Consider the following 26,464-nt stretch of genomic DNA (forward strand, 5'->3'; position numbering starts at 1 on the left):
GCGGTCAGTGCAGCGAGGCACTCAATTGCTCAGCGAGAACGCAATAGCCGACAGCGTGATCAGCCCGATCAGCACCACGAACACATTCGAGACGCGGCCCGCATACTGGCGCAGCGACGGCACCTTGCGGATGGCGTACATCGGCATCAGGAACAGCAGGCACGCCAGCACCGGGCCGCCCATGGTTTCGATGATGGTCAGGATGCTCGGGTTGAGCGTGGCCACGGCCCAGCAGGCCAGCAGCATGAACAGCGCCGTCACCTGTTCCAGGCGCTTGGCCGGCAGCGGCTTGCTGCCCTTGGGCAGGCTCTTCGCGATCAGCCCCTGGAAGCCTTCGCTGGCGCCGATGTAGTGCCCCAGGAACGACTTGGTGATCGCCACCAGCGCGATCAGCGGTGCGACAAAACCGATTACCGGCGTCTGGAAGTGGTTGGCCAGGTACGACAGGATCGAGATGTTCTGCGCCTTGGCCTGCACCAGGTCGGCGGGCGACAGCGCCAGCACGCAACTGAAGCAGAAGAACATCACGGTCAACACCATCATCACATGGGCCACCGCCAGGGTGCGCCCGCTTTTCTGGTCGGCCTGGGCACCATAGCGGTGCTTCTGGTCGACAGCGAAAGCCGAGATGATCGGCGAGTGGTTGAACGAGAACACCATCACCGGGATCGCCAGCCACAGGGTCTTGAAGAACAGGCCCGGGGCCATGCCTTCGGCGGCCTGGGCGAAGAACGCGCCGTTCCAGTTGGGGATCAGGCTGGCGGCCAGCAGCAACAGCGCCGCCACGAACGGATACACCAGCACGCTCATGACCTTGACGATGATCGCCTGGCCACTGCGCACCACCACCATCAGGCCGCACACCAGTACCAGCGCGAGCAAGGCGCGCGGCGGTGGCACCATGTGCAGTTGATGGGTCATGAAACTGGTCAGGGTGTTGGTCAGCGCCACGCTGTACACCAGCAGGATCGGGAAGATCGCGAAGAAGTACAGCAAGGTGATCAGCTTGCCGGCGCCGACGCCGAAGTGCTCTTCGACCACTTCGGTGATGTCTTCCTTGCCGCTGCTGCGCCCGGAGAGCACGAAACGGGTCAGGGCGCGGTGGGCGAAGAAGGTCATCGGGAAGGCCAGCAATGCCAGCACCAGCAGCGGCCAGAAGCCGCCCAGCCCGGCATTGATCGGCAGGAACAAGGTGCCGGCACCGATCGCGGTGCCGTACAGGCCCAGGGCCCAGGTGGTGTCGGTGCGGTTCCAGGTGGTCCTGGAAACGGGGGCAGCCGTGTCTACACCCGTGTGGGTGGTGGTGTTTGCATCAGTCATCGATTTCGCCTTGTAATTATTTTTGTTGCCTATGAACAACCATCAATCAAGGGCTGCACTGCAGCCCTGTGCTGTCAACACTCGACGAAGCTGACCGCCAGCCCGCCGCGGGATGTCTCCTTGTAGTTCTCGTGCATGTCGGCCCCGGTGTCGCGCATGGTGCGGATCACCCGGTCCAGGGAAATGAAATGTTCGCCATCGCCGCGCAGGGCCATCTGCACCGCGTTGATCGCCTTGACCGCCGCAATCGCATTGCGCTCGATGCACGGCACCTGCACCAGCCCGCCGACCGGGTCGCAGGTCAGCCCCAGGTTGTGCTCCAGGGCGATTTCAGCGGCGTTTTCCAACTGCATCGGGGTGGCCCCGAGCACATCGGCAAGGCCCGCCGCCGCCATGGCGCAGGCCGAGCCGACCTCCCCCTGGCAACCGACTTCGGCACCGGAAATAGAGGCGTTCTTCTTGCACAGAATGCCCACGGACGCGGCGGCCAGCAGGAAGTCGACCACGTCGTTGTCGCAGGCCTCGGGGTTGAACTTCATGTAGTAGTGCAGCACTGCCGGGATGATCCCCGCCGCACCATTGGTGGGTGCGGTGACCATGCGCCCGCCGGCCGCGTTCTCTTCGTTCACGGCCAGGGCAAACAGGTTGACCCACTCCATGGCGCTGAGGGTCGAACCGATCACGTTGGGCTTGCCCAACTCCTGCAGACTGCGGTGCAGCCTGGCCGCACGCCGCTTGACGTTGAGCCCGCCGGGCAGGATGCCTTCGTTGCGCAGGCCGTTGTCGACGCATTCGCGCATCACCGCCCACAGGCGCAGCAAACCACTGCGCACCTGGGCCTCGTCACGCCAGGCCAGTTCATTGGCCATCATCAACTGGCTGACCCGAAGCCCATGCTGCCTGCACAGGTTCAACAGTTCCTGGGCACTGGAAAAATCGTAAGGCAGTTCGACCTGTTCATCTGCACTGCCGGCCCCACCGATCTGCGCCGCTTCGACAATGAAGCCGCCGCCCACCGAATAGTAGGTCTGCTGCAGCAGCAAGCCGGCCTCGCCACAGGCTTGGAGGGTCATCGCATTGGGGTGGTACGGCAGGCTTTCATCAAGCAGCAGCAAGTCCTGTGCGCACACGAACGGGATGGCGTGTTCGCCGCCCAGCAGCAACAGGCTGCTGTCGTGCAATTGCCGGATGCGCGGTTCGATGCTCTGCGGGTCGATCTGGTCGGGCCACTCGCCCATCAGCCCGAGCAGGCAGGCACGATCGCTCGCATGGCCAACACCGGTGGCCGACAGCGAACCGTACAGGCGCACCTCCACACGGCCTACCTTGGCCAGCAAGCCCTGCTCGCGCAGCGCCGCGACAAAGCTTGCCGCTGCGCGCATGGGGCCGACGGTATGCGAGCTGGAGGGCCCGATGCCGATTTTGAAAAGATCGAAAACACTGATAGCCATGCTAATGCCTGCACACACAGACGACGCAGGTCGTCTGGCGGCGTTGTGAAAAAATTGAAGGGTGTTACGAAGTTGCGCGATACTGCCGCGCTCGCCAGGCGATGACCAACGAAACTTTCTAAGCAAGGCTTTAGCAGGGCTAAACGATGAGGCGACAGATGAATGGCCAGATGTACGTCTGGCTCCACGTGTTTTCCTGTGCGGCGCGGCACTTGTCGTTTACCCGCTGTGCCGAAGAACTGCACATCACCCCCGGCGCGGTGAGCCAGCAGATCCGCCAACTGGAGGAGCGCCTGGGCTTTCGCCTGTTCCTGCGCCGTGCACGGGGCGTGGAATTGACGGCCGAAGGGCAGCGCCTGGCGCTGACGGTGAATGAGGCCTACGGCAGCATCGAGGCCGAGCTGCTGCGCCTGGACGCCGGTGATATTCGTGGCACCTTGCGCCTGCGCTCGATCCCTTCGTTCCTGGCCAAATGGCTCACGCCGCGACTGCCGCGCCTGCAGCAGCGCTTTCCCGACATCCAGTTGCGCCTGGTGGCCGAGGACAGCAACCAGGCGTTGCACGAGGGGGATTTCGACCTGGCGATCGACCTCAATGACGGCAGCTACCCAGGCATGCACTCAACGCCGCTGCTCGACGAGCAGATCTTTCCGGTGTGCTCGCCGGCGCTGCTGCGTGGGCGCCCGCCACTGCATGGTCCGGCAGACCTGGTGCATTACCCGCTGCTGCACGACATCACCGCCTGGCGCGGCAGCTCCGAATACGCCGAGTGGGAGTTCTACCTGGAAGCGATTGGCGCGCAGGGGCAGGATGTACGGCGTGGCCATACCTTCAACCGCAACCATTTGACCATCGAGGCGGCAATTGCCGGGATCGGCGTGGCGATTGCGCGGCGCACCTTGCTCAACGACGAGCTGGAACGTGGCACCTTGATCGTGCCGTTCGGCCTGCCCATCGCCAATCACAAGCGCTATGTGCTGCTGTACCCGGCCGGCGCGCTGGCACACCCCAGTGCGCGGGCGGTACATGACTGGCTGGTCGAGGAGGCGCAAAGCTTCCGCGCGCTGCATGGGCTGTAGCGCTCGCCCTGCCTGCACAGCGCCTCAGTCCGCCGCGCCCACCGGCATCCCCTCCGGCCCCGGCGTCACCACCACGTTCAGATCGATATGCTTGAACGCAGGCTTGGCCCCCAGCCGCGCATTGAACCGATAGTTGAAACTGAACGGATCCTGGGTCGGCACATCCAGCGCACGCCCGTACACCGGCTCGACCGCCGCCGCGTCATACCCCAGCAACTGCAGCAAGGTGGGGAAGATGTTGTAGTGGCTGGAGCGGTCCTTGTTGGTCGCCAACCGACTCTGCCAGTCCAGGGTCTTCAGGCCCTGGCCCTGTATCACCACCAACGGCACCAGCCCCTCCTCCTCCACCGGGTCGCCACCACAGTGGGTGTTCAGCCCGGGATTGCCGCGTTCGTGCAAGTCCTGGCCATGATCGGAGGTGTAGATCACCACGGCCTGGCTCAGGTCAGCCTGGGCAAACAGCCGGTTGAAGAACTCGCCGACACTCCACAGCAGGCTGTTCTTGTACGAATTACGGTACAGCACCCAGTCTTCTGGCGTACCGCTGAACCCGTCACGCTGGCCGGTATCGGCAATGTCGGCATACCGCCCGCGCGGCAGCGCCGGTCGATAGGCCATGAACGCATCCGGGTACTTGTCATGCACCGGAAAGTGCACCCCGACCTTGTTGATCACGATCAGTTGCGCCTTGCCATCCCCCAGCAGCTCGACCAGTGCCTGCAGCGCCGCCATGTCGCGCTCACGTACAGGTGTGGCATCGAACTGGATGAACTGGTCGATATCGCGTTTTTCATTGGCATCCATCAGGTTCTGCAGATGGCCACCGGTACGCTGACCATCGATATACACCGTGCTCAAACCCGCCTGCTTGGCGTACTGCCAGATCGAGGGCAAGGTCGAATTGATGCGCAGGTAGTCATCACGTGTGCCGCCATAGCGCAACGTCACATTGGTATCAGCACTGCAATTGGCGATCGAGGCAGCATAGCCATAGTTGAAAATGCTCACCCCCGGCCGTGGTTGCAGAAGGTTGCTGCGCACCCCGTTGGGCGCATTGAGGTCCAGGTAGTTGCCCGATACGCTCTCGTCGATGATCAACACGATATCGCGCGCCAGCACCGGGCCGCTGCGTGCCAGGCTCACTGGCTGGCGCGGCCCCACACTGGCGTTGAGCGATTCGTAGATGAACAGGTTGAGGTAGGCCAGCGGGGTGTACATCACCGGCAGGCCACGGGCACCCTCGCCGGCCCGCACGAACAGTATCGTGCTCAGAAGCGCCAGGCCCAGCAGCGGTGCCGTCCACGCCAGCCCTGACGACCAGCGCCACGCAGGCCCGGGACGCAGGCCCAGGCCCAACAGCAACAGCAGCCCCTTGCCCAGCGCCACCCCGATCACGCTCTGGTACTGCTGCAGCGCCTCACCGATAAAGCCGCCCGAATACACCATCGAGACGAACGCGCTGTAAGTCAGATAGTCGGCCATGACGCGCGTATAGGCATCGAAAAACACCGCACTGGCAAAGAACGCCAGCGCAAAACACCAGCGCACCACGCCCTGGCGGATGTTCGCGCTCAACCAGAGGGCAACGACCAATACCCCGAACACCCCGGCATACAACACCAATGCCACGCCCAGCCCGATCGCTTCGAGACGCTCGATGTAGTAGCCGTAGAAGCTCAACAGGTAAACGACCAGCAGCATTCCCTTGATGTAACCGCGCATGACTTCCCCGCCAGAAATTTCCCTCAATCAGCTGAGGTCTCCCACACGGTAGCAGCCGAACGGAAAACCGCAAACGGAATTTCGTCAAAATAATGACGAACTTACGTGCACTGATTATGACGTTATGGAAACGAGAAACTGATGCATTCGTGAAACAGCTACCTGCACAAAAGCCACGTCCTACGCGGGTTACGACCGTTCATCGTATTGGCAGCCGGCCAAATGCCAGCCCATTTCGACGCTAAGGTACGGATTGGAAAAGGGTTGATGGCGAAATAGTGGAAGTCTTACCCACTGTAACTGAAGCGATACATGCCATAGGTTTGACACAAATCGGCGTGACTGGTCTATACCGAAATCACACACGCTGTTTCACTTTCATTACTCCATACGAGGCACGCCAGCATGGATGTGAGCGTATTTGGCACTGGCTATGTAGGCCTTGTGCAAGCTGCCGCCCTGGCTGACGTAGGTCATCGGGTACTTTGTGTCGATGTCGATGCCCACAAGATCAGCCAGTTGCGTCAGGCGGTTCCACCGATTCACGAGCCTGGTCTGTCGACCATGCTCGAAGAGAACATCAAGGAAGGCCGGCTGCTGTTCAGCACCCAGGCCAGCGACGCGGTCACCCACGCCGAACTGATCTTCATCGCCGTCGGCACGCCACCGGACGAGGACGGCTCGGCTGACCTGTCCCACGTGCTGGGGGTCACGCGCCAGATCGCCGGGCTGATGGACGCCGACCGCACCCTGATCATCAAGTCCACCGTCCCCGTAGGCACGGCGGACAAGGTCTCGACCCTCGCCCGTGAAGAGCTGGACCGGCTGGGCAAGCGGCACCTGCAGGTACGCGTGGTCTCCAACCCGGAGTTTCTCAAGGAAGGCTCCGCGCTGGCCGACTGCATGCGCCCGGACCGCATCATCGTCGGCACCACCGACGACCAGGCCCACGACCAGTTGGCCGAGCTGTACGCACCGTTCTGCCGCAACCATGAAAAGCTCATGTTCATGGACAACCGCAGCGCCGAACTGACCAAGTACGCAGCCAACGCCATGCTGGCTACGCGCATCAGTTTCATGAACGAGCTGGCCAATCTCAGCGAGTTCCTCGGCGCCGACATCGAGTCGGTGCGCAAGGGCATCGGTTCCGACCCGCGCATCGGCTACCACTTCATCTACCCTGGCTGCGGCTTTGGCGGTTCGTGCTTCCCCAAGGACCTGCGCGCCCTGCTGCACACCGCCGAACACAGCGGCATGCCGCTGCGCTTGCTGCAAAGCGTGAGCGAGGTCAATGACGCCCAGCGCCAGATCCTCTTTTCCAAACTCAAGAAGTCTTTCCCCGGCAGCCTCCAGGGCAAGTCCATCGCCCTGTGGGGCCTGGCGTTCAAGCCCAACACCGACGACATGCGCGAAGCGCCCAGCCGCTACCTGATGGAGGCGCTGTGGGCCGAAGGCGCTACGGTACGTGCCTTCGACCCCGAGGCGATGGCCGAATGCCGACGCCTTTACGGCTATCGCAACGACCTGCAACTGTGCGCCACCCGTGACGACACCCTGGAAGATGCCGATGCCCTGGTGATCTGTACCGAGTGGAAGAACTTTCGCGTGGTCGATTTCAACCTGCTCGCGCAAAAACTGCGCGAGCGCCTGATCATCGACGGGCGCAACCTCTACAATCCCGACCAGGTCGCCACCTTCGGCCTCAGCTACAGCGGTATCGGCCTGCGTCATGTACAGCCGCAGGTGCCAGCGCCATGAGGATTCTGGTCACCGGTGCAGCCGGTTTCGTGGGCGCGCATTGCACGTTGCGTCTGTTGCGCGATGGCCATCACGTGATGGGCCTGGACAACTTCAACGATTACTACGACCCGGCGCTCAAACAAGACCGGGTGCGCTGGGTGCAGGAGCAGGCTGGCGCGTTCGAACTCAGGCGCCTGGACCTGACCGACAACGCCGGTATCGAAGCGCTGTTCGCCCAGTTCAAGCCCGAGGTGGTGATCCACCTGGCGGCCCAGGCCGGGGTGCGCTACTCGCTGGACAACCCGCGGGCCTACATCGACAGCAACCTGGTCGGCTTTCTGAACATCCTGGAAGGCTGCCGTCGCCACCCGGTACAGCACCTGCTGTACGCCTCCTCCAGTTCGGTGTACGGCAGCAACGCGCGCACCCCGTACTCGGTACAGGACGCGGTGGATCATCCGCTGTCGCTGTATGCCGCGTCCAAGAAAGCCAACGAAGCGATGGCTCACAGCTACAGCCATTTGTTCGGCATCCCAGCCACGGGCCTGCGCTTTTTCACCGTGTACGGCCCATGGGGCCGGCCGGACATGTCGCCAATCCAGTTCGCCGAGGCGATCACCCAGGGCCGGCCACTGAAGCTGTTCAACCATGGCCAGCACCAACGCGACTTCACCTATGTCGACGACATTGTCGAAAGCCTGGTGCGTCTGATCCCTCTCGCCCCCGCCAGCGACCCGGGCTGGAACCGCCTGGCCGCGGACCCGGCCAGCAGCCACGCGCCCTGGCGCCTGTACAACATTGGCGGGCAACGGCCGGTGGCCCTCACCGATTACGTGACGCTGCTGGAAAAGCACCTGCAACGCACCGCCCAGATCGAGTTGCTGCCCCTGCAACCAGGGGATGTGCTCGACACCTGTGCCGATGCCAGCGCCCTGGCCCAGGCCACCGGCTTTACCCCGAGCATTTCGCTGGACGAAGGGATCGGGCGTTTCGTGGCCTGGTTCCTCGACTACTACACGCACACGCCTAAGGACGCCGTGCGGTCCACAGGGCAGGCGCCTGCGGCGACGCCCGAGCATCAACGGAGGGCGGTATGACAGGACAACCCAAGAGTGCTGACACCCAGGCGCTGCGCCAGGACAAACGCATGGACCCGGCCCACCGCATGCGCATCGACGCGGCGGTGCACATGCAAGGTCGCGGCTGGATGACCGGGCGCATCGGCGGGCGCCCCTGGACGCTCTCGCGCACCAATCGGGTGGTGGCGTGCATCGGCGCGCTGAGCATCCTCACGCTGATTTCACCGCTGATGCTCGGCCTGGCCGTACTGGTCAAATGCAGCAGCCCGGGCCCGGTGTTCTTCGTGCAGAAACGTACCGGCTACCGGGGCCGCAGCTTCGGTATGTTCAAGTTCCGCACCATGGTGGCCAATGCCGAGGCGCTCAAGGAATCGGTGCGTCACCTGAACAAGCATGGCGCCGACGCCATCGACTTCAAGATCGACAAGGACCCGCGCGTGACCCGCATCGGCAGCTTCCTGCGGCGCAGCAGCCTGGACGAACTGCCCAACCTGTTCAACGTGATCCGTGGCGACATGCGCCTGGTGGGCCCGCGCCCGACCTCCTTCAATGCCTATCGCTACAAGGACAGCCACCTGGCACGCCTGAGCATCTACCCCGGCATGACCGGGCTGTGGCAGATCTCCGGGCGCAGCAACATCGACTTCGACCAGCGTGTCGAGCTCGACCTGAGCTACATCGCCGAACAGAGCTTGAGCCTGGACCTGAAGATCCTGATCAAGACCCCTTTCAAAGTCTTTAGTGGCCACGGAGCAAGTTGAATGGACGGTTCTACTTCGAGAAGTCTGAGCATCGTCACCCCCAGTGAGACCAACCTCACCTCCACCGTGCTCGATCCTGGCCAGCGCGTGCTGCTGCTGACGGCTGCCAACACCGGCAGCGGCACCAGCACCAGCGCCCTGGCCTTTGCCAAGCAACTGACACTGATGAGCGGCGGCTCGGTACTGCTGGTGGACAGCAGCCCGACCAGCAACAGCCTCACCCAGCAAATGGGCCTGCACAAGCTGCGTGGCTTTCGCGACCTGCTGTTCGACCAGGACAGCCCTGCGTCGCTGCAAGACTGCATCGTACGCTTGTCCGACCAGCCCTTCGACGTGTTGCCGTGCGGACAACTGCAGCGCGGCAACGAGCGGCCCAACCCGGAGCGGCTGCGCACCCTGCTGGCGTCGCTGCGCAACCAGTACCGCTTCGTGGTGATCGACGGCGAAGCCATCTACTCCAGCGCCGACAGCCTGGTGATCGGCACCCTGGTGGACGGTGTGATCCTGGTGGTCACCGCCGAAGACACTCGCTGGGAAGTCGCCCAGGCCGCCGCGCAGCGCCTGACCCAGGCGGGCGCCACGCTGATCGGCAGCGTGTTCAACCGACGCAAATACTACATGCCCAAGTGGCTTTACAAGAACCTCTGAGCAGCCAGGCTAAGGATGACGCTATGAACGTGAAACTGTTCGCCCTGCTTGCGCTGCTGCCCCTTGCAGCCTGCACCAACCATGAAACCCGGCAGATGCCGGTGCAGATCATGACCGCCGACCCCGCCAATGCACAGGACCGCGAATTACCGCGTGGCGAGCAGGCACTGCGTCCCGGCGACGTGCTGGATGTGATTTTCCACATCAGCACCAGCGGCTCCCAGACCTACCGTATCCAGCCGGGCGATACCGTCGGCCTGGGGTTCCTGTCGGCCAGTTCGCTCAATGGCAATCAACTGGTGCTGCCCGATGGCACCATCGAACTGCCGCGCGCCAACACCTCGGTGAACGTCGCCGGGCAGACCACCGACGAAGCACGCCGGACCATCCAGCAGGCCTACCGCAACAAGAGCCTGTTTCAACCAGGCCGCGACCAGATGACCGTGCAGGTGATCAGCCCGCTGACCAACGAGCAGAACCTCAAGACAGCGTTGAACCACCCCGCCACCGGCATGAGCCGCGAAATCACCGTGGGTACCGATGGCCAGGCCAGCTTCCCGGAGGTGGGCGCAGTCCCGCTGCAAGGCATGACCATTACCCAGTTGCAGACCTTCCTGAACAAGCGCTACGCCGACCTGCCCGGGCGCATGACCGTGGACGTGATGCTCAAGTCCACTGCGGTCAACGAGATCTACGTGCTGGGTGAAGTCGCTCAGCCCGGGGCCTACCCGATCCGCCGCCCGGTATCGGTACTCGAAGCCCTGACCCTGGCCCGCGGCCCCAACCTGAAGGCACGGCTCGATTCGGTGGTGATCATGCGGCGCAACGGCAACCAGGTCCAGGCAGTGCCCTACAACGTCGACAAGGCCCTGGATGCCAGCGCCGCGCAGGTGGCCTACCTGCAACCGGACGACATGCTCTACGTGCCCAAGACCCGGCTCGCCAGTGCCGGCGAGCTGGCCAGGCAACTGGCCGACGTGGTGCTGTTCCAGGGGGTTGGTTTCAGCTTCTCCTACCGTGTTGACGACAAAGACAGCGATAACTAAATCCAGGCAGGTGAACGCGCATGACTACCAAAGAAAACTACCTGCATGAATTCTTCAGGATCTTCTTCGCCAACCGTCAGTTGGTCAAGCGGGTGTTCCTGGTGTTCGCAGTGATCGCCCTGCTGCTGCCGTTGCTGCTCAAGCAGAGCTTCGACATCACCGCCGAGGTGATCGTGCAGTCCAAGAAGCTGTCCCAGAGTGATACCAACACCGCGCTGGCGCAGGAAACCGACAAGTTCATCCCGCCGTCGCTGGCCGACATGGAGACCGAGAGCAATATCCTGCGCTCGCCCAGCCTGATCCGCCAGACCATCACCCAACTGCGCGACGAGGGCCTGTACGAAGTCAGCCCCGGCCTGCTGCAACGCCTGGTGATCACCCCGCTCAAGAGCGTGATCGTCAACCCGTTGCGCGAGTACGTGATCAACCCCGTGCGCACGCTGTTCGGCCTGGAAGTCGACCCGGTGCGCGACACCCAGCTCGACACCCTGACGGACGATGCGATCAAGGACCTCAAGATCGAAACGCTGCCAGGCTCCAACGTGGTGTCGGTGATCTACAGCTTCCCCGACCCCAAGGTCGGCACCCTGTTTGTCGGCCGGCTGCTGGAAAACTACCTGCGCAACCGCCAGAACCTGCAGTCCAACGAACTGCCCCAGGAGTTCTACGAGCAGAAAAAGATGCAGTACCAGGTGCGCATGGACGACCTTGAAAGCAAGCGCCTGGGCATGCTCGAAGGCATCGGCTCGTCCGACCCCAAGGAAGAGATCACCTTCCGCCTCAACGCCATCAACACCGAAGAGCAGGCGCTGAACCAGTACCGCGACCGCCTGCTGCAGAGCCAGCAATGGCTGGACTACCTCAAGACCAGCCTGGCAGCGGCCGGCAATGCCAACATGCGTGACTTCGCCTTCCCCTATACCTTCACCACCACCGTCGACAACGTGGCGTTCGAGGACCGCGAGATCAAGCAACTGGGTGAGCAGTTGACCACCCAGGTACTGACCTACGTCAGCGACCTGGCCGTGTTCCAACCCAACAGCGAGCAGATGCTGTTGCAGCGCGAGCAGATCGCCAAGACCCGCCAGCAGTTCCTCAAGATCGTCGCCAACCGCGTGAAGGAGCGCGAAAAGGACCTGGCCGTGGTGCAGGACGTGATCGCGCAGAAGACCCAGCGCATCGCCGACTACAAGAGCCGCGTGCATGAGCTGCAGCAGACCCAGAGCAAGGCACGCCAACTCGACACCGAGATCGACGCGCTGCACAAGGCCTTCTTCACCTACACCCAGCGCTACGAGGAAGCCCGTGGCGAGCGCCTGCTGGCCGGCGACGTGTCCAACGCACGGGTGCTCAGTGCACCCTATGAACCGGCCGAACCGGCCTTTCCCAAGCCCATGCTGATCATTCCGTTCGGGATGCTCACCGGCCTGCTGCTGGGTATCGCTCTGGTCTACGTGCGCGAGTTCTTCGACCATCGCTTCAAGCACCCGGCGCAAATCACTCACCAGCTGGGCCTGCCGGTATTGCTGGTGATCAACGACCAGACGCCAGAAACCCCCAACCCGCACAAGGGCTGGTCGCTGCCAAGGCTGGTGCACTGGGTGCGCAATTGAACGCAGCCCATAGCCCACCGCAGCCGATCATCCACCTGCTGGGCAGCGGTGGGTTCTACGGCGCCGAACGGATGTTGCTCGACCATTGCCAGGCCACCCCGGGACAGCACCTGGTGCTGTTTCTCGGGGCCCCGGACGACCTGGTGGCGCGTTTTCGCGCCGCCGGTGTCGACTGCCGAACCTGCGCCGGGCTCGGTGCCTTGTGGCGTGAACTGCGCCACTTGCAGCAACTGCACCCGCTGCTCAACAGCCACAACTTCAAGGGCCTGGTGTTCGGCTGGCTGGCCGCGACCCGCTGGCGCCTGCCGATGCTCGCCACCCAGCACGGTTTCACGCCCAGCAGCCGCAAGCAGCGGCTGTATACCTGGCTGAGCCTGCAACTGTGTCGCACCCCCACCATCGACCAGGTGATCTGCGTGGCCGAGAGCATCAAGCGCATTCATCGCCAGGCTGGTGTGGCCGAGGGCAAGTTGCGGGTGATACCCAACGGTCTGCCCGAAGCCTGCGCCCTGCCCGCACGTCACCCGACCGATGGCCGCTGGCTGGCCGGCTTTGTCGGGCGCCTGAGCCAGGAAAAGGGCCCTGACCTGTTCCTCGACAGCCTGATCCCGCTGTGCCAGCGTCATCCCGGGCTCGACGCCGTGATGCTCGGCGACGGTCCGCAGCGCGAAGCCCTGCAGGCGCGCATCGATGCGGCCGGCCTGAGCGAACGTATTCGCCTGCCGGGCTTTCAGCGGGACATGCGCCAATGGATGACGCGCCTGGATGCCCTGGTGATCAGCTCGCGCACCGAAGGCACGCCCATGATTCTGCTGGAGGCCATGCAGGATGGCGTACCGGTGGTGGCCTTTGGCGTGGGCGGCATCCCGGATGTCATCGAACATGGGCGCAACGGCCTGCTGGCCACGCCCCTGGCGCCGGACGAGTTGGCCACGCAGCTGCAGGCCCTGATGCTCGACCCGGCCCAGACCGCCGAGCTGATCGCCCAGGCCCGACGCACCCAACGCGAGCGTTATCACCTGCCTACGCTGGCGCAACGCTGGGCCCAGGTCTACCTGGGCGCCGCCAAGGAGACGTGTGCATGATCATTCCCCTGTCGTTGATCGGTCTGATGGCGATCGTATGCGTGGGCTTGCTGGTCAGCCCCTACCCATTCCTGGCACCGGGTGCCGTGGTCGGGCTGGCCGGGCTGCTGGCGCTGTACCGGCGCCCGGCCTGGGGCCTGCTGGCGATCATCACCCTGGTGCCGCTCGAGGGCCTGTTCAAGGAGGGCGAGCTGTCGGCGACCAAGTTCATCGGCGCCGCACTGGCGCTGGTGCTGGTGCTGCAACTGGCGATCGGACAACTGCCCGCCGAACGCCTGCGTACGTCCATGTGGCGCCTATTGCTGGCGTTTCTGGCCTGCTACCTGCTGAGCTTTATGGTCAGCGACAGCAGCGAGATGTCCCTGGGGCATTTTCGTGAGTTGGCCGTCGGCCTGCTGCTGTTCGCCATCACCTTGTTGATCGGCCGCGAGCTGAACCTGCCGATGATGTGTCGCCTGGTGACCCTGAGCGTGGGCCTGGCCTGTGCCATGGCCATGTTCTCGGCCAAGTACCAGGACGAGGGGCGCGCCGCCGGCCTGCTCGAAGACCCCAACGTGTTCGCCATGCTGATCGCCATTGCGGTGCCGCTGGCGCTGTGGCTGGTGCTCAACAGCCCCGGTCGGGCCCAGCGACTGTTCTGGATCGCGTGCTGCTGCCTGCTGTTCGCCGGCATGACCAAGACCAATTCGCGTTCAGGGCTGGTGGTGCTGCTGATCAGCCTGGTCATCGCGCTGGTTCACTACCGCGATCAGCTGACGCATATACGCCCGCGCCACCTGGGCTTTGCCCTACTGGGCCTGGCGATCGTGCTGCCGGTGGCGATTGCGGTGATGCCGGACACCTACATCGCACGCATCCAGTCGCTGGCGCTGCTCAAGTCCGGGGTCAATGCCTACAAGGATGATTCGCTGGGCCGGCGTGCCTCGTACATCGTGGTCGGCAGCAAGATGATCCGTGAGCATCCGGTGCTGGGCACCGGGCCCGGCACCTTCCCCCTGCATTACGCCACCACCGGCTACGCCAAGGCGTTCTCGGCCAACCGCAAGGTCGGCGACCTGTACCGACGTGCGCACAATACCTACCTGGAGATCTTCAGCGAAGTCGGTATACCGGCCGGCCTGCTGTTCGTCGGCATGATGACCCTGGGCCTGTACAACTTCTGGTACGCCCGGCGCCTGTGGTTGCAGCAGGACAACCGCGGCCAAGCCGACCTGATGACCCACCTGTGTACCAGCATGCTCGCCATCGGCCTGTTCCTGATGTTCCTCAGCGCGCCCAACCACAAGTACCTGTGGATCATGCTGGGGTTGTCCTGCGTGTTGCGCATCAAGGCCGAACAGGCACGCCTGACCCCGGAGGCGGCATGAAGGTCAGTATCGTGATCCCCATGTTCAACGAGGCGCGGCATATCGGCCGTACCTTGCAGTCGGCACGCAAGGCCGCCGAGGCCGCCGGGCTGGACTGCGAGCTGATCGTGGTCGACAACGGCTCGCGCGATGACGGCCCGCAGATCGCACGCAACCTCGGTGCGCAGGTGCTGAGCCTGCCCGGGCTGACCATTGGCGCCCTGCGCAATCGCGGGGCACAGGCCTGCAGTGGCGACTGGCTGGCGTTTCTGGATGCCGACATCGAAGTGCCGGAGCAATGGCTGGGCCTGCTGCTCGAACTGCACAGCCAAGGCCAGGGCGACGTGTTCGCCCTGGACTGTGACACCCCGCGCCAGGCACCGTGGTTCGCCCGCGCCTGGCAACGGCGCACCCTGCGCGCCGGGCGGCCGGCGCTGCACAGCATGGCGTGGCTGCCCACCCCCAACCTGTTCATGCAGCGTCGCTGGTTCGAGCAGGTTGGCGGTTTCGACGAGACCTTGCGCACTGGCGAAGACAAGGACTTCTCGCTGCGCGTGCGCCAGGCTGGCGCGCGCCTGCTGGCACTGCGTGCGCCAGTGGTACTGCATTGGGGCTTCGAGGGCAGCTGGCGCGAATGGCTGGGCAAGGAACTGTGGCGCCAGGGCAGCAACCTGCAATTGCTGCGCAGCAACGGCGTGAGCCTGCGCCTGCTGCGCTTCCCGCTGCTGTCCATCGGCGCCTGGGTGCTTGACGCCATGGCCTTGTCGGCGCTGCTCGACGGCTACCCGCACCTGGCGTTGTTGCTGCTGTTGGTCACCAGCCTGCCGGCACTGGCCCTGAGCCTGCGCCAGAGCCTGAAACACCGCGATCTGCTGTTTGCCCTGCAACTGTGGGGGCTGCACTGGATACGCCTGCACCTGGCTGGCGCGGCGTTCGTGCTGAGCCTGTTCAATTGGAAAGCAAGGAGGCCCGCCCGTGGCTGAAGCACTCTTCTGGTTATGCCTGCTGTTGCCGGTCTACGCCTGGGTTGGCTACCCGCTGCTGTTGGCACTGGTGGGGCCCTTTTTTCCGCGTCACCGCCCTGCGCCCTTGCCGGCGCAACGGGTCAGCGTGGTGGTCGCGGCGCACAACGAGCAACGCAATATCGAGAACAAGCTGCGCAACCTGCTGGCCCAGCACTATGAGGCCCAGAGCCTGCAGATCATTGTCGCCAGCGATGGTTCTACCGATCAGACCGTCGCACTGGCACGCGCCTTCGATGACCCGCGCATCGAGGTGCTCGACCTGCCGCGCCAGGGCAAGAACAGCGTGCTCAATGCCGCAGTGAGCCACTGCACGGGCGACATCCTGGTGTTCACCGATGCCGACGTGCACTGGGTCGACGGCACCTTGCAGCACCTGCTGGCCCCCTTTGCCGACCCCGACGTGGGGGGTACCGTCGGCAATATGTACATCCCGGTGGCCGGCAAGGGGCTGAGCGTGGGGGAAAGCCTGTACCGCCATTACGAGGCCTGGCTACGCCGGGTCGAAAGCCGCACCGGCTGCACCGTGTCCGCCGATGGCGCGCTGCAGGCCCTGCGCCGCGAGCTGTACCAACCGATTCCGGCGCTGGTCAACGATGATTTCTACATCAATACCTGCGCACCGGTGGCCGGCAAGCGCGTGGTGTATGTCGACCAGGCCAGGGTGCTCGACCAGGGCGTGGACGAAGCCCACCGCCAGTTCAGCCGCCGCCAGCGCGTGACCGTGGGCGGGCTGATCAGCCTGGCCGCACGGCGTGAGCTGCTCAACCCGCTGCGCCATGGCCTGTACGCCATCGCGCTGATCAGCCACAAGCTGATCCGCCGTCTGGCGCCGGTACTGTTGCTGCCGCTGCTGGTGGTCAACTTCTGGCTGCTCGAGGTGCATGGTTTCTACCGCCTGAGCCTGGCGGCCCAGTTGCTGGGCTACGCGATTGCGGTGGCCGGGCTGCTGGACGTGCGCCACCGGCTGCCAAAACCGTTTCGCCTCGCCGCCTTCGTACTGGTGACACTGGCCGGGATGAGCGTGGGCCTGTGGCAGTTCCTGCGCGGGCACAGCTACAACCAATGGAACCCCGACCAGACCCGATGAGTGCCTGACATGCCGATCAAGACCAGTATCAAGCGTGCCAGCGGGTGGTTGTACCTGAACTCCCCCCAGGGCCGTCGTCAATTGCGTGGCGCAGGGGTCATCCTGATGTTGCATCGGGTGCTGGCTGACGACCGCAGCGCCGAGTTGCCGCACCGCAATGAACTGTGCGTGGGGCCCCAGGCCTTCGAACGGCTGCTGCGCTGGCTGCACCGGCATTTCGACTGCGTGCACCTGATGGACCTGCTGCAGGACCACGCGCAACCAAACGGCGACGGGCGGCCCAAGGTCGCGCTGACCTTCGATGACGGGTGGCGCGACAATGCCCTCAACGCCTTCCCCTTGCTGCAGCAGTACCAGGTGCCGGCCAGCATCTTCCTGTCTACCGACTATATCGGCAGCCGCCAGCGCTTCTGGTGGGAGAGCCTGGGCGAGACACTGTGGGGCAGCCACGGTGAGCCGGCGCGCAACCACCTGATCGAACAGCTGCGCCAGGCCGGCCGCCCCCTGCCGGCAGCCTATTTCATGAATGACCGGCCGCATGCCCGCAGCCAGGCCCTGGCGCGCTACCTGCAAAGCCTGAAAAGCCTCACCCCGCAAGCGCTGCATATGCTCACCGATGCCTGCCCGCAGGAGTCGCTGCCCCAGGCCCTGGACTGGCATCAGGTACGCGAACTGGAAGACTCCGGCCTGATCAGCTTCGGCCCCCACGGCGCCAGCCATGCCCTGCTGCCCGGCCTGGATGATCGACGTCTGGATGAAGAGCTGAGCCGCAGCCACAGCGCCCTGCTCGAAGGGTGCCGGCAGCCGCTGCCGGTGTACTGCTACCCCAATGGCGACCACGACCTGCGGGTTCGCCAGCGCCTGGCCGCACACCGCTACCCCTATGCGCTGAGCACCCGGGCCGGTATCTGCAGCGCCAGTGACGACCCGCTGGCACTGCCACGCATCGGTGTCAGCCAGCGCAATGCCAGCCGCCCTTCGCTGCTGGCCTGGCGCATCAGCCGCGGGGGCCGTACATGAGCAACAACTATATGCGCCACCTGTTGCTGAGCATGGGCACACGGCTTGCCATGATCGCCCTGCGCCTGGCACGCAACGTACTGCTGGCGCGTATCCTGGGCCCCAGCGAACGCGGCCTGTTCGCGTTACTGAGCACCCTGCCCGATCTGATCAGCGCTGCCACCAGCGGCGGCCTGAACACGGCGGTCGGCTACCAGGCCGCGCAACAGCGCTCGATGGGCCTGCTGCTGAGCCAGGTCTTGCTGTATGGCTGCCTGATGGCCGCTGCATTGACGCTGATATGCGTGGCGTTGATGCGCGAGTTCGGCGCCGAGCTTGAAGTCACCACGCAGTTGGGGCTGCTGGCCTGGCTGCTGTTGCTGGCCGTGCCGTTGACCGTGCTCAAGAGTGGCCTGCTGACCCTGCACAACGCCACCGGTGGCGTCGGCGCCTTCAATGCCTTGCGCCTGACCGAGTCGCTGGTGCCGCTGCTGCTGTTTGTGGGGCTGTTCTGGATGTGGCAGAACGCGGCGCTGGAAGCGGCGCTGATCAGCTGGCTGCTGGGGCTGGGCCTGGTCACCCTGCTGGGCCTGGTGTGGCTGGGCCGCCAGCACAGCATCGCGCTGTGCTGGGACCGCGGCGGCCAGCGCGAGCTGCTTACTTACAGCGCCCGCAGCCATCCCGACGTCCTCTTCCAGCAAGTGATCCTGCGTTCGGACTACCTGTTCATCAGCGCCTTCCTGGGCAGCGCGGCGCTTGGGCACTACGCCATGGCCAGCGCCGCCGCCGAACTGCTGCTGATCATTCCGGAAGCGGTCACCACCCCACTGATGAAGCGCCTGCTGCAGCAGGATGCCGGCATGGACAAGATCACGCCGCTGGCCCTGCGCCTGACCGCCACGGTGATGCTCGGCGCGTGCCTGTGCATGGCACTGATCGGCGAATGGCTGATCGTCACGCTGTTTGGTGCGGCCTATCAACCGGCTTATCCGGCACTGCTGGCATTGCTTCCCGGATTGTTCGGGCTGTGCTACGCAAGCATCCTGCGCCTGGACCTGCTGGGCAAGAATCGCCCGGGCACGGTCTCGCTGATGATGGGCGTGGGCGCGGCAGCCAATCTGATTCTCAACCTGGCCCTGATCCCGCGGTACGGGATCGCGGGCGCTGCCCTGGCCTCGTCCATCGCCTACCTTGGGGTGACGGTGGCAATGCTTGTGCTGTACTGCAGGCTGAGCGGTGTGCCGTTGCTACGGACCTTGTTTGTGTTGCCAGGCGATCTGCTGCCCTTGCGCCAGATGCTGCAACGGAGAACGGTATGAAACGCACATGGATGCTGCTACCCGGCCTGCTGCTGGCCGCCACCGCCCAGGCGGGTACCCTGCGCTGGCCGGACATACGTGACGGCAGCCTGTACCTGGCCCCCGCCCACGCCGAGAACGTCAGACTGAGCTGGGTGCCGGCCTGGCAGGCCGATGCCAACCAGGAACAGGTCTACCTGCTCGACCCCAGCGGGCGGCTGGCCGCACAACGGATCATTGCCCCCCAGGAGGGGCGCGGCAAACTGAGCTGGCCACTGGAGGCAGGCCGTGGCAGCTACCAGGTGGCCATTCCCGGCTACAGCTTCCGTCGCTACCGCCTGGAACACGACGACACCAGCGCAGCACAGTTCGCCCCGGCCAAGGTGCACTTCAGCCTGGAGACCGAGCGCCCCACCACCCTGTACTTTCGCGTCGCCCCCGGCGAGCGGGCAGTCCTTGCGGGCAAGTTCCATGACGGCGTACGCAGCTTCGACCTGCAACGTCTCAGTGACAACAAGCGCCTCAAGCTGGCGTTGCTCGAACACGCGGCCTACTGGCAGTTCGACCAGGTGCAATTGCCCCTCAGCCCCACCGAGCAGGTCTGGCGCCTGAACCTCAACGGCAGCGGCAAGGCGGCGTTCTGGCTCGACGGCAGCGCCAACCTGTTCGCCTTGCGGGCGCAGGACCTCACGCCGCTGCAACAGCACCAGGGCACGGTCAACCTGCGCAGCACCGCCAAGGTCATGGGGCCGACGCCGCGACTGGGCAACAACCTGCCCTATGTGCTGCCACCGGTGTCGAGCTATGAAACCATCGATGCCCTCAAGCTGCAGGCCGCAGGCTATTACACCTTTGCCGACGTGCTGGCGCGCAAGCCCCAGTACGAGCTGCCGTTTCGCCGCCTGTACCAGGAACGCTTCGGCATCCTGCATGACATCACGCTGATGGCCGCCACTGGCCGCAAGTCCGACCTGATGCGCAGCAAGGCCAACGATGGTGCCCTGGACGACTGGCTGGCCACCAGTGTCGCGCTGGGCGGCAAGGGCCTGCATTACATCGCCTTCGCCGATGAGCCCAACCTCAACTACGCCGACTACAGTGTCTACCGCAGTTTTTTTGCCGCCATGGCGCAACGCGTGCGCGCCTACCCCGGCGCCCATGCCGCGGGCGTGCGCATTGCCATGCCCGCCAGTTCGCGGCTGCTCAATGGCCCGTTGCGCAGCGACGCGGCGCAACGCATCGGCCTGGACTGGGCGCGGCGCCTGCTGGCGGAGTTCGAACCCCTGATCGATGCCCTGGCCTGGCACGAATGGATGATCCGCGACCTGCTGGCCACCCGCAGCTACCGTGATTCGGTGCGCCGCGCGGCAGAGCTGGTGGGCCTGGACAGCACCGGCCGGCCGCGCAAGGCGCTGCTGCTGGACCAGACCAACCTGTCCAGCGGCTCGACCCTGAGCCTGTACGAACAGAACACCCAGTACGCGGCGCTGTGGTGGGCATCGGTGGTGATCAACGCCTCCCAGGACGGGCTGCTGGACATGCTCAACTGGTTCCATATCGCCGACGAGCCCGAATGGCCCAAGGGCATGGTCAAGGTACTGAGCGACAGTCGCTTCGAGCTCAAGCCCGTCGGCCTGGCCCAGCAGTTCATCGGGCAGCACTGGCTGGACCAGGTGCTGCAGCTGGACAACGACGCCTTCGAGGTCGATGCGCTGGCCATGGCACGGGGCGAGCAGCGCAGCCTGCTGGGGGTGAACAAGGGCGAGCGGCTGCAGCGCATCCGATTCACTGGCTCCCCCACTGCCTGCACGCCTGACACGGTCACGCTGACCTTGTTCGGGCCCGACAACCAGCCACGCCTGGCAGCCTTCGACTGCCGGCAAGGAATGCTGAGTTTCGAATTGCCGGGGCAGACCCTGTTTGCCCTGCGCTGGAGTGCGTCATGAACGATTTCCTCCCCTGCCAACGTCAGGAGGCAACATGAATGCCTTGAGCAAGTTCAAACAGCATGTCCATCACAAAGGCCTGGGCGCGACCCTCAAGAGCGCCTTCAAGCACTATGTGTTCTTTCACTGGGAGCTGCTGTGGATGGAGCGCGACCTGGTCAGCCCGGTGCCGCCGCACACCCTCAAGCCCTATCCGCCGCTGCGCGTGGAGGGCATTACCGTGCATAACGTGCAGAGCTTCGCACGGCACTTCGGCGACCGTATCGACACCATGCGCGAGCTGGCCGCCGAGGGGCATACCGGGCTGATGTTCCTGAACGACGACAATCAGGCGATGGCATTTATCTGGGGCAGCCTGCGTCACTACCATGACCGCCACTACTACGGATGCTGGTTCCCGGTCGAGCCTGGCGAATTCTTCGAGTTCGGCGGCGAGCTGGCCCGCGCCTACTGGGGCACATCACTGTCGGTCGACCTGCAACTGGCGCTGTGGCAGGCCATGGCCGCGCAAGGCTGCGACAAGGTGGTGGACGTATGCGAAACCCACAACATTCCAGCACTCAAACTGCACCTGCGCATGGGCTACAAGGAGCAGGGGCGTGTGATGCACGTCTACGGCCTGTTCGGGCGCTGGAAATTCTTCCGCGAGACACGCTACAGCGGCTCGCGCCTGGATGCCTTGCGCAAACCGGCGCCCGCCAGCCCAACCGCCACGGTGGCCTGAACCAATGACCTTGATCTTTACCTGGCGCACCTCGCTGTGCGCCGACGACTTCCCTGACGACGCCTACGAGCAGTTGCGCCAGCGCGTACCTGATGCCACCCCGTTCAACAGCCTGGCGTGGCTACGCGCCGCCGAGGCGGCCTTGCCCCCTGACCAGCGGGTGCACGTCCTGCTGGGCCATGCGCAGGGGCGCCTGCTGTTGTGCCTGCCGTTGATTCGCACGCGCGAGCGCCATGGCCCGCTGGGTTTTACGGTGGTACGCCACCTGGGCTATCCGTTGAGCGACCGTATCGGCCTGCTCATCGACCTGCCGCCCAGCGCCGCCGCCAGCGTGCTCAAGACCTTGCGCGCACACTTGCCCCACGCACTGCTGCAATTCAATGAAGTGACCGGCGACTCGCCCTGGCTGCAACACTGGGCGTGCCACAGCTCCACCCACGAGCGACGCACCGCATGCCGTGCACCGGTGCACCAGCTCAGCGAGGCCGACCGCCAGGAGGTCAGCGGCGATCCGCGCTACAAACTGCGTCGGGCGCGCAAGCGGATCGCGGCGTGTGGCGCGCAGGTACGCCGCATCACGCCCGACGCTGCCACAGCGCCGGCACTGCTGGAGGCCGTCAGTGCAGTGGAGGCCGTGAGCTGGAAAGGCGACGACGGCGTCGGCATCTTTTCCGTGCCTGCCCAGCGCCAATGGATGTTCCAGGCCTTCACCGCGCTGGCAGCCGACGGCCGTTTGCGCCTGGTGCTGCTGGAGCTGGACGGGCGCTGCATCAGCTACCGCCTGGGCCTGCTCGAACGCGGGCGTCTGTACGACTACAACCTGGCGTTCGTGCCGCAATATGCAGACCTTGGCAGCGGCCGGGTACTGCTGCAGGAATGGATCGACTGGGGCCTGGATGAGCAATGGCAGTGGGTCGATGCGTCGCGGGTGAGCCTGGAAAACTCCAGCCACCAGTTGCATGAACGCATGACCGATCAGGTCGAGCACCTGCGCCACAGCTTCTACAGCTGGCGCCCTTCGGGCCTGAGCCTGGGCCTGGCGCTACGTCTGTGGCAGCGCCTCAAGCCGTGGCTCAAACGCCGCCACCCACGGCCGGCCGCAGCGCCTGCCGCACAACCGACTGCACAGGAGCGCCCGGATGCCATCCCAAGTCATAGTCAACGCTGACGATTTCGGTCTCAACGAGCACACCAACGCGGTGATCCTGCATGCGTTCCAATGCGGCCTGATCAGCTCTGCTACCGCCATGGCCAGCATGCCCGCGTTCAAGGCGGCGTGCGTCCTGGCTCAACAGCCAGCCCTGCGCGGGCGCGTCGGGCTGCATTTCAATCTCACCTATGGGCGTCCGTTGAGCCAGGCCATCGTTGAGCAGCCGCAGTTCTGCAATGCCGACGGCGAGTTCGACCTGGGCCTGTCGCGCAAACGCCTGTGGCTGGGACGCAAGGCCCGCCAGGCGGTCGAGGCGGAACTGGCCGCGCAGTGGCAACGCTGCCTCGAGCATGGGCTGCGTCCAAGCCATCTGGACTCTCACCAGCACGTGCACAACCTGTGGCCGATCGGCGAGATCGTCGCGCGCTTCGCTGCCCGCGAGGACGTGCCGCTGCGCCTGGCGCGCAATGTGGGGCACAACATCGGCCCGGCCAAGCGCCTGTTCAAGACCCTGCTCAACCAGCGGCTGCGCCAGCTCGCCAGGCTGACGGCCGATCATGTCTGCACCCCGGTCGATCTGCGCGATGGCCTGGCACCCGGCCAAGGTGTGCTGGAAGTGGTCGTGCACCCCAGTGCCCTGGGCAGCCACGACTTTGGCGATGCCTACCTGGGCAGCGGCGAATCGTTGCTGGCCCTGCTTGACCAGCGCCTGGCCGGGGTGCCGCGGATCAGCTACGCGGCGCTGCGCGATTCGCGCCAGCTGGCGCTGGACATCGCCGCCAACAGATAGATACCACCGCAGCCCCCAGGCAATCGGTTGTGCTGTCGGTCCACGGACCGGAGTACAACCATGCCTGCCATTGCCCCCCTGCCCCATGCCCAATTCATCCGCGAACGCCTGCCAGGCTGGCTCAGGCACACCACCGCACAGAACGCCCAGGACCTGCGCCAGCACCTGGCGCTGACCCACACCCGCGCGGCTGGCGAGCCGGACTGGCTGGCCAACGGCCGCCCCGAGCATCGCCAGGCCGTTCAGGCGGCACGCAGCGCCTATCGCCGCTCCAGCCAGGTGCTGGCACGTACCCTGGGTGAATTCAAAGGCATTCTGGCGTTCGCCGAACCGCTGCTGCAGGCACGCCTGCACGCAGAACCGGGGCACGCCCTGGACGTGCACACCACCGACCTGGTGCAGTTTCATGAGGAGTCGATCCCATGGCTGCTGGCGTCCAGAACCCGCTACCAGAAACAAAGCCTGCTGCAGGCAGCGCTGCAGAACTTTGGCGATGACGTCACGTTCCACCCCAGCAGCGCGATCACCCTGGCCGGCAACTTCCAGCTCGACCTGAACGACAAGGGCGAGCTGAGCTACCGCTACCTGCGCCACCCACTGCAACCGGCGGTGTACGCCCGACTGTGCCGCGAGCTTGACCTTGGCGGCCAGTATCAGCTGCATTTGCAGCGGGTGTTCGAAACGCCGGCCACCCGCGACAAGGTACGCCGCGACTCAATTGACACCTATCGCGATGCGCTGCGCCTGGAAATCGCCCTGGGGCGGGCACGCCGGGGTATCGGTGAGGCCGCCCGCACCAGCCTGCTGGCGTTGCTCGATGGCGTCGTTGGTGGCAGTACCGTCGAGCCTGCGCCGCAGGCCCACCTGCTGAGCATGCACGGCGTAGCACTGCACGATATCCTGCTGCTGGGCGTGACGCCCCCGGGCCAACCCGACACGTGGCTGCTGTACCTGCCCGGTGACCTCGACGAAGCACTCAGCGAGCATGCATCCATGCACGCACTGGAGCGCTACCTCAAGGGTCGCTTGAGCGTGCCGGGATTTCGCGATGGGTTTCGCCGCTATGTGCCCCTGGAACAGCAGCAACATCTGTTTGCCGTGCTCAAGCACAACCTGGCACCTCTGGCGCTGTACGACGACGGGCCCTGGCACCCGGATGAACAGGCCAGCCTCTCGCTCAGATCCAGCGCTGTGCGCGGCGAACTGTTCGGGGCCCTGCAGGAGCGTCACATACAGCGCCTCAAGGAGGACGCCCGCACACTCGCGGTACCTACCGCCGAAGCGGACGAGCAGGTGCGCAAGGCACGCCTGGCATACTGGGAAAACGCTGCGCTGAACGGACTCAACGCGGCCGCGATGTTCGTGCCGGCCCTGGGCCCGGTGATGCTGGTGGTCACGGCGGTACAACTGGTGAATGAAGTCTACGACGGGATCGAAGACTGGCGTGACGGCGACGTCGAGGGAGCAATGGCGCACCTGCAGTCGGTGGCGATCACTGCGGGCATGATGGTGGGCGCGACGGTCGCGATCAGCGCTGCACCGGCCTTGCTCGATGCCCTGGTCGAGGTGCAACTGCCCGATGGCAGGCCCCGCCTGCACCTGCCTGACCTGGCGGCCTACCGGCCCCGCGTGCCACCGCCCGATGGTCTGGTGGCCAATGCCCGGGGCCAGTACCAGCACCTCGACACGCACTACGTGAAGCTCGGCACTGAGCTGTATGAACAAGGTTTCGATGCCCACCTGCAGCAATGGCGGGTGCGCCACCCGTCTCGGCCCGACGCCTACCAGCCGGTGCTGGAGCACAACGGTCAAGGCGCCTGGCACAGCGTGCACGAACAGCCACTGACCTGGCCGCGGGCGACGCTGCTGCGGCGTCTGGGCGCACGCGTCGAAGACCTGACCGATACCGAGCTTGAGCAGGCCTGTCAGGTCAGCGCAACCGACGACGATACATTGCGTCGTGTGCATGTCGCCAACCTGCCACTGCCTCCCTTGCTGGCCGATACGCTGCAACGGCTGAAGATCGACCGTTTGCTGCGTGACAGCCCGATCAGCGGCGCGGCGCGCCGGGCCCGCTTTGAGCACCATTACCAGGCGCTGGGGGGGCACGGACCTGCGGCTGAACGCCTTGACCGAGCGCTTCGCGCGGCTCAGCCCGGCCTTGGCCGGGGCGCTGCTCGACAGCGTCGGGGCGGCGCGACTGGCACGCTGGACGCCACCGGCTCCCCTCCCGCCCAAGCTGCTGGAAGAGGCCGCTGCGCTGTCTGCCGATGTGCCGCTGGCGCGTGCCCGTGAAGGGTTGTTCTGGCCGGCGCTGGCAAGCCCCGAGAGCACGCGTCTGGCGTTGCTGTGCCTTGAGCATGCACCCGGCTGGAGCGACACGGTGGGGCTCGAGGCCCGTCACGGCGGCCCGCAGGGTCCCGTCCTGCAGCGCCTGGGACACATCACATCGCCACCTCGGCGAGTGCTGGTGCACAGCCAGGACGGGTATCAGGTTTACCTGGATGGCACCGCGCTCAAGGCGCCTGACGACGATCTGTATGGCGCCATCCACG

The 26,464-nt window shown here is 64.9% G+C and carries 21 protein-coding genes; 18 read left to right on the forward strand and 3 right to left on the reverse strand.

Annotation, left to right across the window (positions count from 1 at the left end; genetic code table 11):
- Positions 1–21: 21 nt before the first annotated feature.
- Positions 22–1,320 (reverse strand): serine/threonine transporter, encoded by a 1,299-nt coding sequence (locus tag KUO17_RS08110; protein ID WP_217974905.1) that lies wholly within the window; start codon positions 1,318–1,320, stop codon positions 22–24.
- A gap of 74 nt (positions 1,321–1,394) precedes the next feature.
- Positions 1,395–2,771, reverse strand: coding sequence for an L-serine ammonia-lyase (locus tag KUO17_RS08115; RefSeq protein WP_217974906.1), 1,377 nt, complete (start codon positions 2,769–2,771; stop codon positions 1,395–1,397).
- 146 nt (positions 2,772–2,917) lie between these two features.
- Between KUO17_RS08115 and KUO17_RS08120 the strand changes: the two genes are divergently transcribed.
- Complete coding sequence (locus KUO17_RS08120; protein ID WP_217974907.1) at positions 2,918–3,850, forward strand: LysR substrate-binding domain-containing protein; 933 nt, start codon at positions 2,918–2,920, stop codon at positions 3,848–3,850.
- A gap of 24 nt (positions 3,851–3,874) precedes the next feature.
- On the opposite strand, the gene KUO17_RS08125 is transcribed toward KUO17_RS08120, so the two are convergent.
- Complete coding sequence (locus KUO17_RS08125; RefSeq protein WP_217974908.1) at positions 3,875–5,572, reverse strand: sulfatase-like hydrolase/transferase; 1,698 nt, start codon at positions 5,570–5,572, stop codon at positions 3,875–3,877.
- A 405-nt stretch (positions 5,573–5,977) separates the two neighbouring features.
- Here KUO17_RS08125 and KUO17_RS08130 point away from each other — a divergent pair, with 405 nt between their 5' ends.
- The 17 genes from KUO17_RS08130 to KUO17_RS26935 are packed head-to-tail and all read left to right on the forward strand — an operon-like array spanning position 5,978 to position 26,204.
- Positions 5,978–7,330: a UDP-glucose dehydrogenase family protein gene (locus KUO17_RS08130; RefSeq protein WP_217974909.1), complete on the forward strand. Its 1,353-nt coding sequence runs from the start codon at positions 5,978–5,980 to the stop codon at positions 7,328–7,330.
- Complete coding sequence (locus tag KUO17_RS08135) at positions 7,327–8,409, forward strand: NAD-dependent epimerase (protein WP_217974911.1); 1,083 nt, start codon at positions 7,327–7,329, stop codon at positions 8,407–8,409. The genes KUO17_RS08130 and KUO17_RS08135 overlap by 4 nt, the downstream gene beginning before the upstream one ends.
- Positions 8,406–9,152, forward strand: coding sequence for a sugar transferase (locus KUO17_RS08140; protein ID WP_217974913.1), 747 nt, complete (start codon positions 8,406–8,408; stop codon positions 9,150–9,152). The genes KUO17_RS08135 and KUO17_RS08140 overlap by 4 nt, the downstream gene beginning before the upstream one ends.
- Positions 9,153–9,800 (forward strand): CpsD/CapB family tyrosine-protein kinase, encoded by a 648-nt coding sequence (locus tag KUO17_RS08145; RefSeq protein WP_217974915.1) that lies wholly within the window; start codon positions 9,153–9,155, stop codon positions 9,798–9,800. It abuts the gene before it with no gap.
- 23 nt (positions 9,801–9,823) lie between these two features.
- Entirely contained in the window at positions 9,824–10,846 is a 1,023-nt protein-coding gene (locus tag KUO17_RS08150; RefSeq protein ID WP_217974917.1) for a polysaccharide biosynthesis/export family protein, read from the forward strand.
- Between the two features lie 20 nt (positions 10,847–10,866).
- A complete protein-coding gene (locus tag KUO17_RS08155) occupies positions 10,867–12,459 on the forward strand; it encodes a GumC family protein (RefSeq protein WP_217974919.1) in 1,593 nt (530 codons plus the stop codon).
- Positions 12,456–13,544 (forward strand): glycosyltransferase family 4 protein, encoded by a 1,089-nt coding sequence (locus tag KUO17_RS08160; protein ID WP_217974921.1) that lies wholly within the window; start codon positions 12,456–12,458, stop codon positions 13,542–13,544. Before KUO17_RS08155 ends, KUO17_RS08160 begins: the two co-directional genes overlap by 4 nt.
- Entirely contained in the window at positions 13,541–14,911 is a 1,371-nt protein-coding gene (locus KUO17_RS08165) for an O-antigen ligase family protein (RefSeq protein WP_217974923.1), read from the forward strand. Before KUO17_RS08160 ends, KUO17_RS08165 begins: the two co-directional genes overlap by 4 nt.
- A complete protein-coding gene (locus KUO17_RS08170) occupies positions 14,908–15,873 on the forward strand; it encodes a glycosyltransferase family 2 protein (RefSeq protein WP_217974925.1) in 966 nt (321 codons plus the stop codon). The genes KUO17_RS08165 and KUO17_RS08170 overlap by 4 nt, the downstream gene beginning before the upstream one ends.
- Positions 15,866–17,002 (forward strand): glycosyltransferase family 2 protein, encoded by a 1,137-nt coding sequence (locus tag KUO17_RS08175; RefSeq protein ID WP_217974927.1) that lies wholly within the window; start codon positions 15,866–15,868, stop codon positions 17,000–17,002. The genes KUO17_RS08170 and KUO17_RS08175 overlap by 8 nt, the downstream gene beginning before the upstream one ends.
- Positions 17,003–17,011: 9 nt before the next feature.
- The gene (locus KUO17_RS08180) at positions 17,012–18,022 is read left to right on the forward strand and encodes a polysaccharide deacetylase family protein (protein ID WP_217974928.1); all 1,011 of its coding nucleotides are present in this window, start codon (positions 17,012–17,014) and stop codon (positions 18,020–18,022) included.
- A complete protein-coding gene (locus KUO17_RS08185; RefSeq protein WP_217974930.1) occupies positions 18,019–19,320 on the forward strand; it encodes an oligosaccharide flippase family protein in 1,302 nt (433 codons plus the stop codon). The genes KUO17_RS08180 and KUO17_RS08185 overlap by 4 nt, the downstream gene beginning before the upstream one ends.
- The gene (locus tag KUO17_RS08190; RefSeq protein ID WP_217974932.1) at positions 19,317–21,245 is read left to right on the forward strand and encodes a hypothetical protein; all 1,929 of its coding nucleotides are present in this window, start codon (positions 19,317–19,319) and stop codon (positions 21,243–21,245) included. Before KUO17_RS08185 ends, KUO17_RS08190 begins: the two co-directional genes overlap by 4 nt.
- A 34-nt stretch (positions 21,246–21,279) precedes the next feature.
- The gene (locus KUO17_RS08195) at positions 21,280–21,969 is read left to right on the forward strand and encodes a GNAT family N-acetyltransferase (protein ID WP_217974934.1); all 690 of its coding nucleotides are present in this window, start codon (positions 21,280–21,282) and stop codon (positions 21,967–21,969) included.
- A 4-nt stretch (positions 21,970–21,973) separates the two neighbouring features.
- Positions 21,974–23,137, forward strand: coding sequence for a GNAT family N-acetyltransferase (locus KUO17_RS08200; protein WP_217974935.1), 1,164 nt, complete (start codon positions 21,974–21,976; stop codon positions 23,135–23,137).
- Positions 23,109–23,909, forward strand: coding sequence for a carbohydrate deacetylase (locus KUO17_RS08205; RefSeq protein WP_217974937.1), 801 nt, complete (start codon positions 23,109–23,111; stop codon positions 23,907–23,909). The genes KUO17_RS08200 and KUO17_RS08205 overlap by 29 nt, the downstream gene beginning before the upstream one ends.
- 60 nt (positions 23,910–23,969) lie before the next feature.
- Positions 23,970–26,204 (forward strand): dermonecrotic toxin domain-containing protein, encoded by a 2,235-nt coding sequence (locus KUO17_RS26935; RefSeq protein WP_341869595.1) that lies wholly within the window; start codon positions 23,970–23,972, stop codon positions 26,202–26,204.
- The last annotated feature ends 260 nt before the right edge of the window (positions 26,205–26,464 follow it).

Source organism: Pseudomonas aegrilactucae, assembly GCF_019168305.1.
Lineage (GTDB): Bacteria > Pseudomonadota > Gammaproteobacteria > Pseudomonadales > Pseudomonadaceae > Aquipseudomonas > Aquipseudomonas aegrilactucae.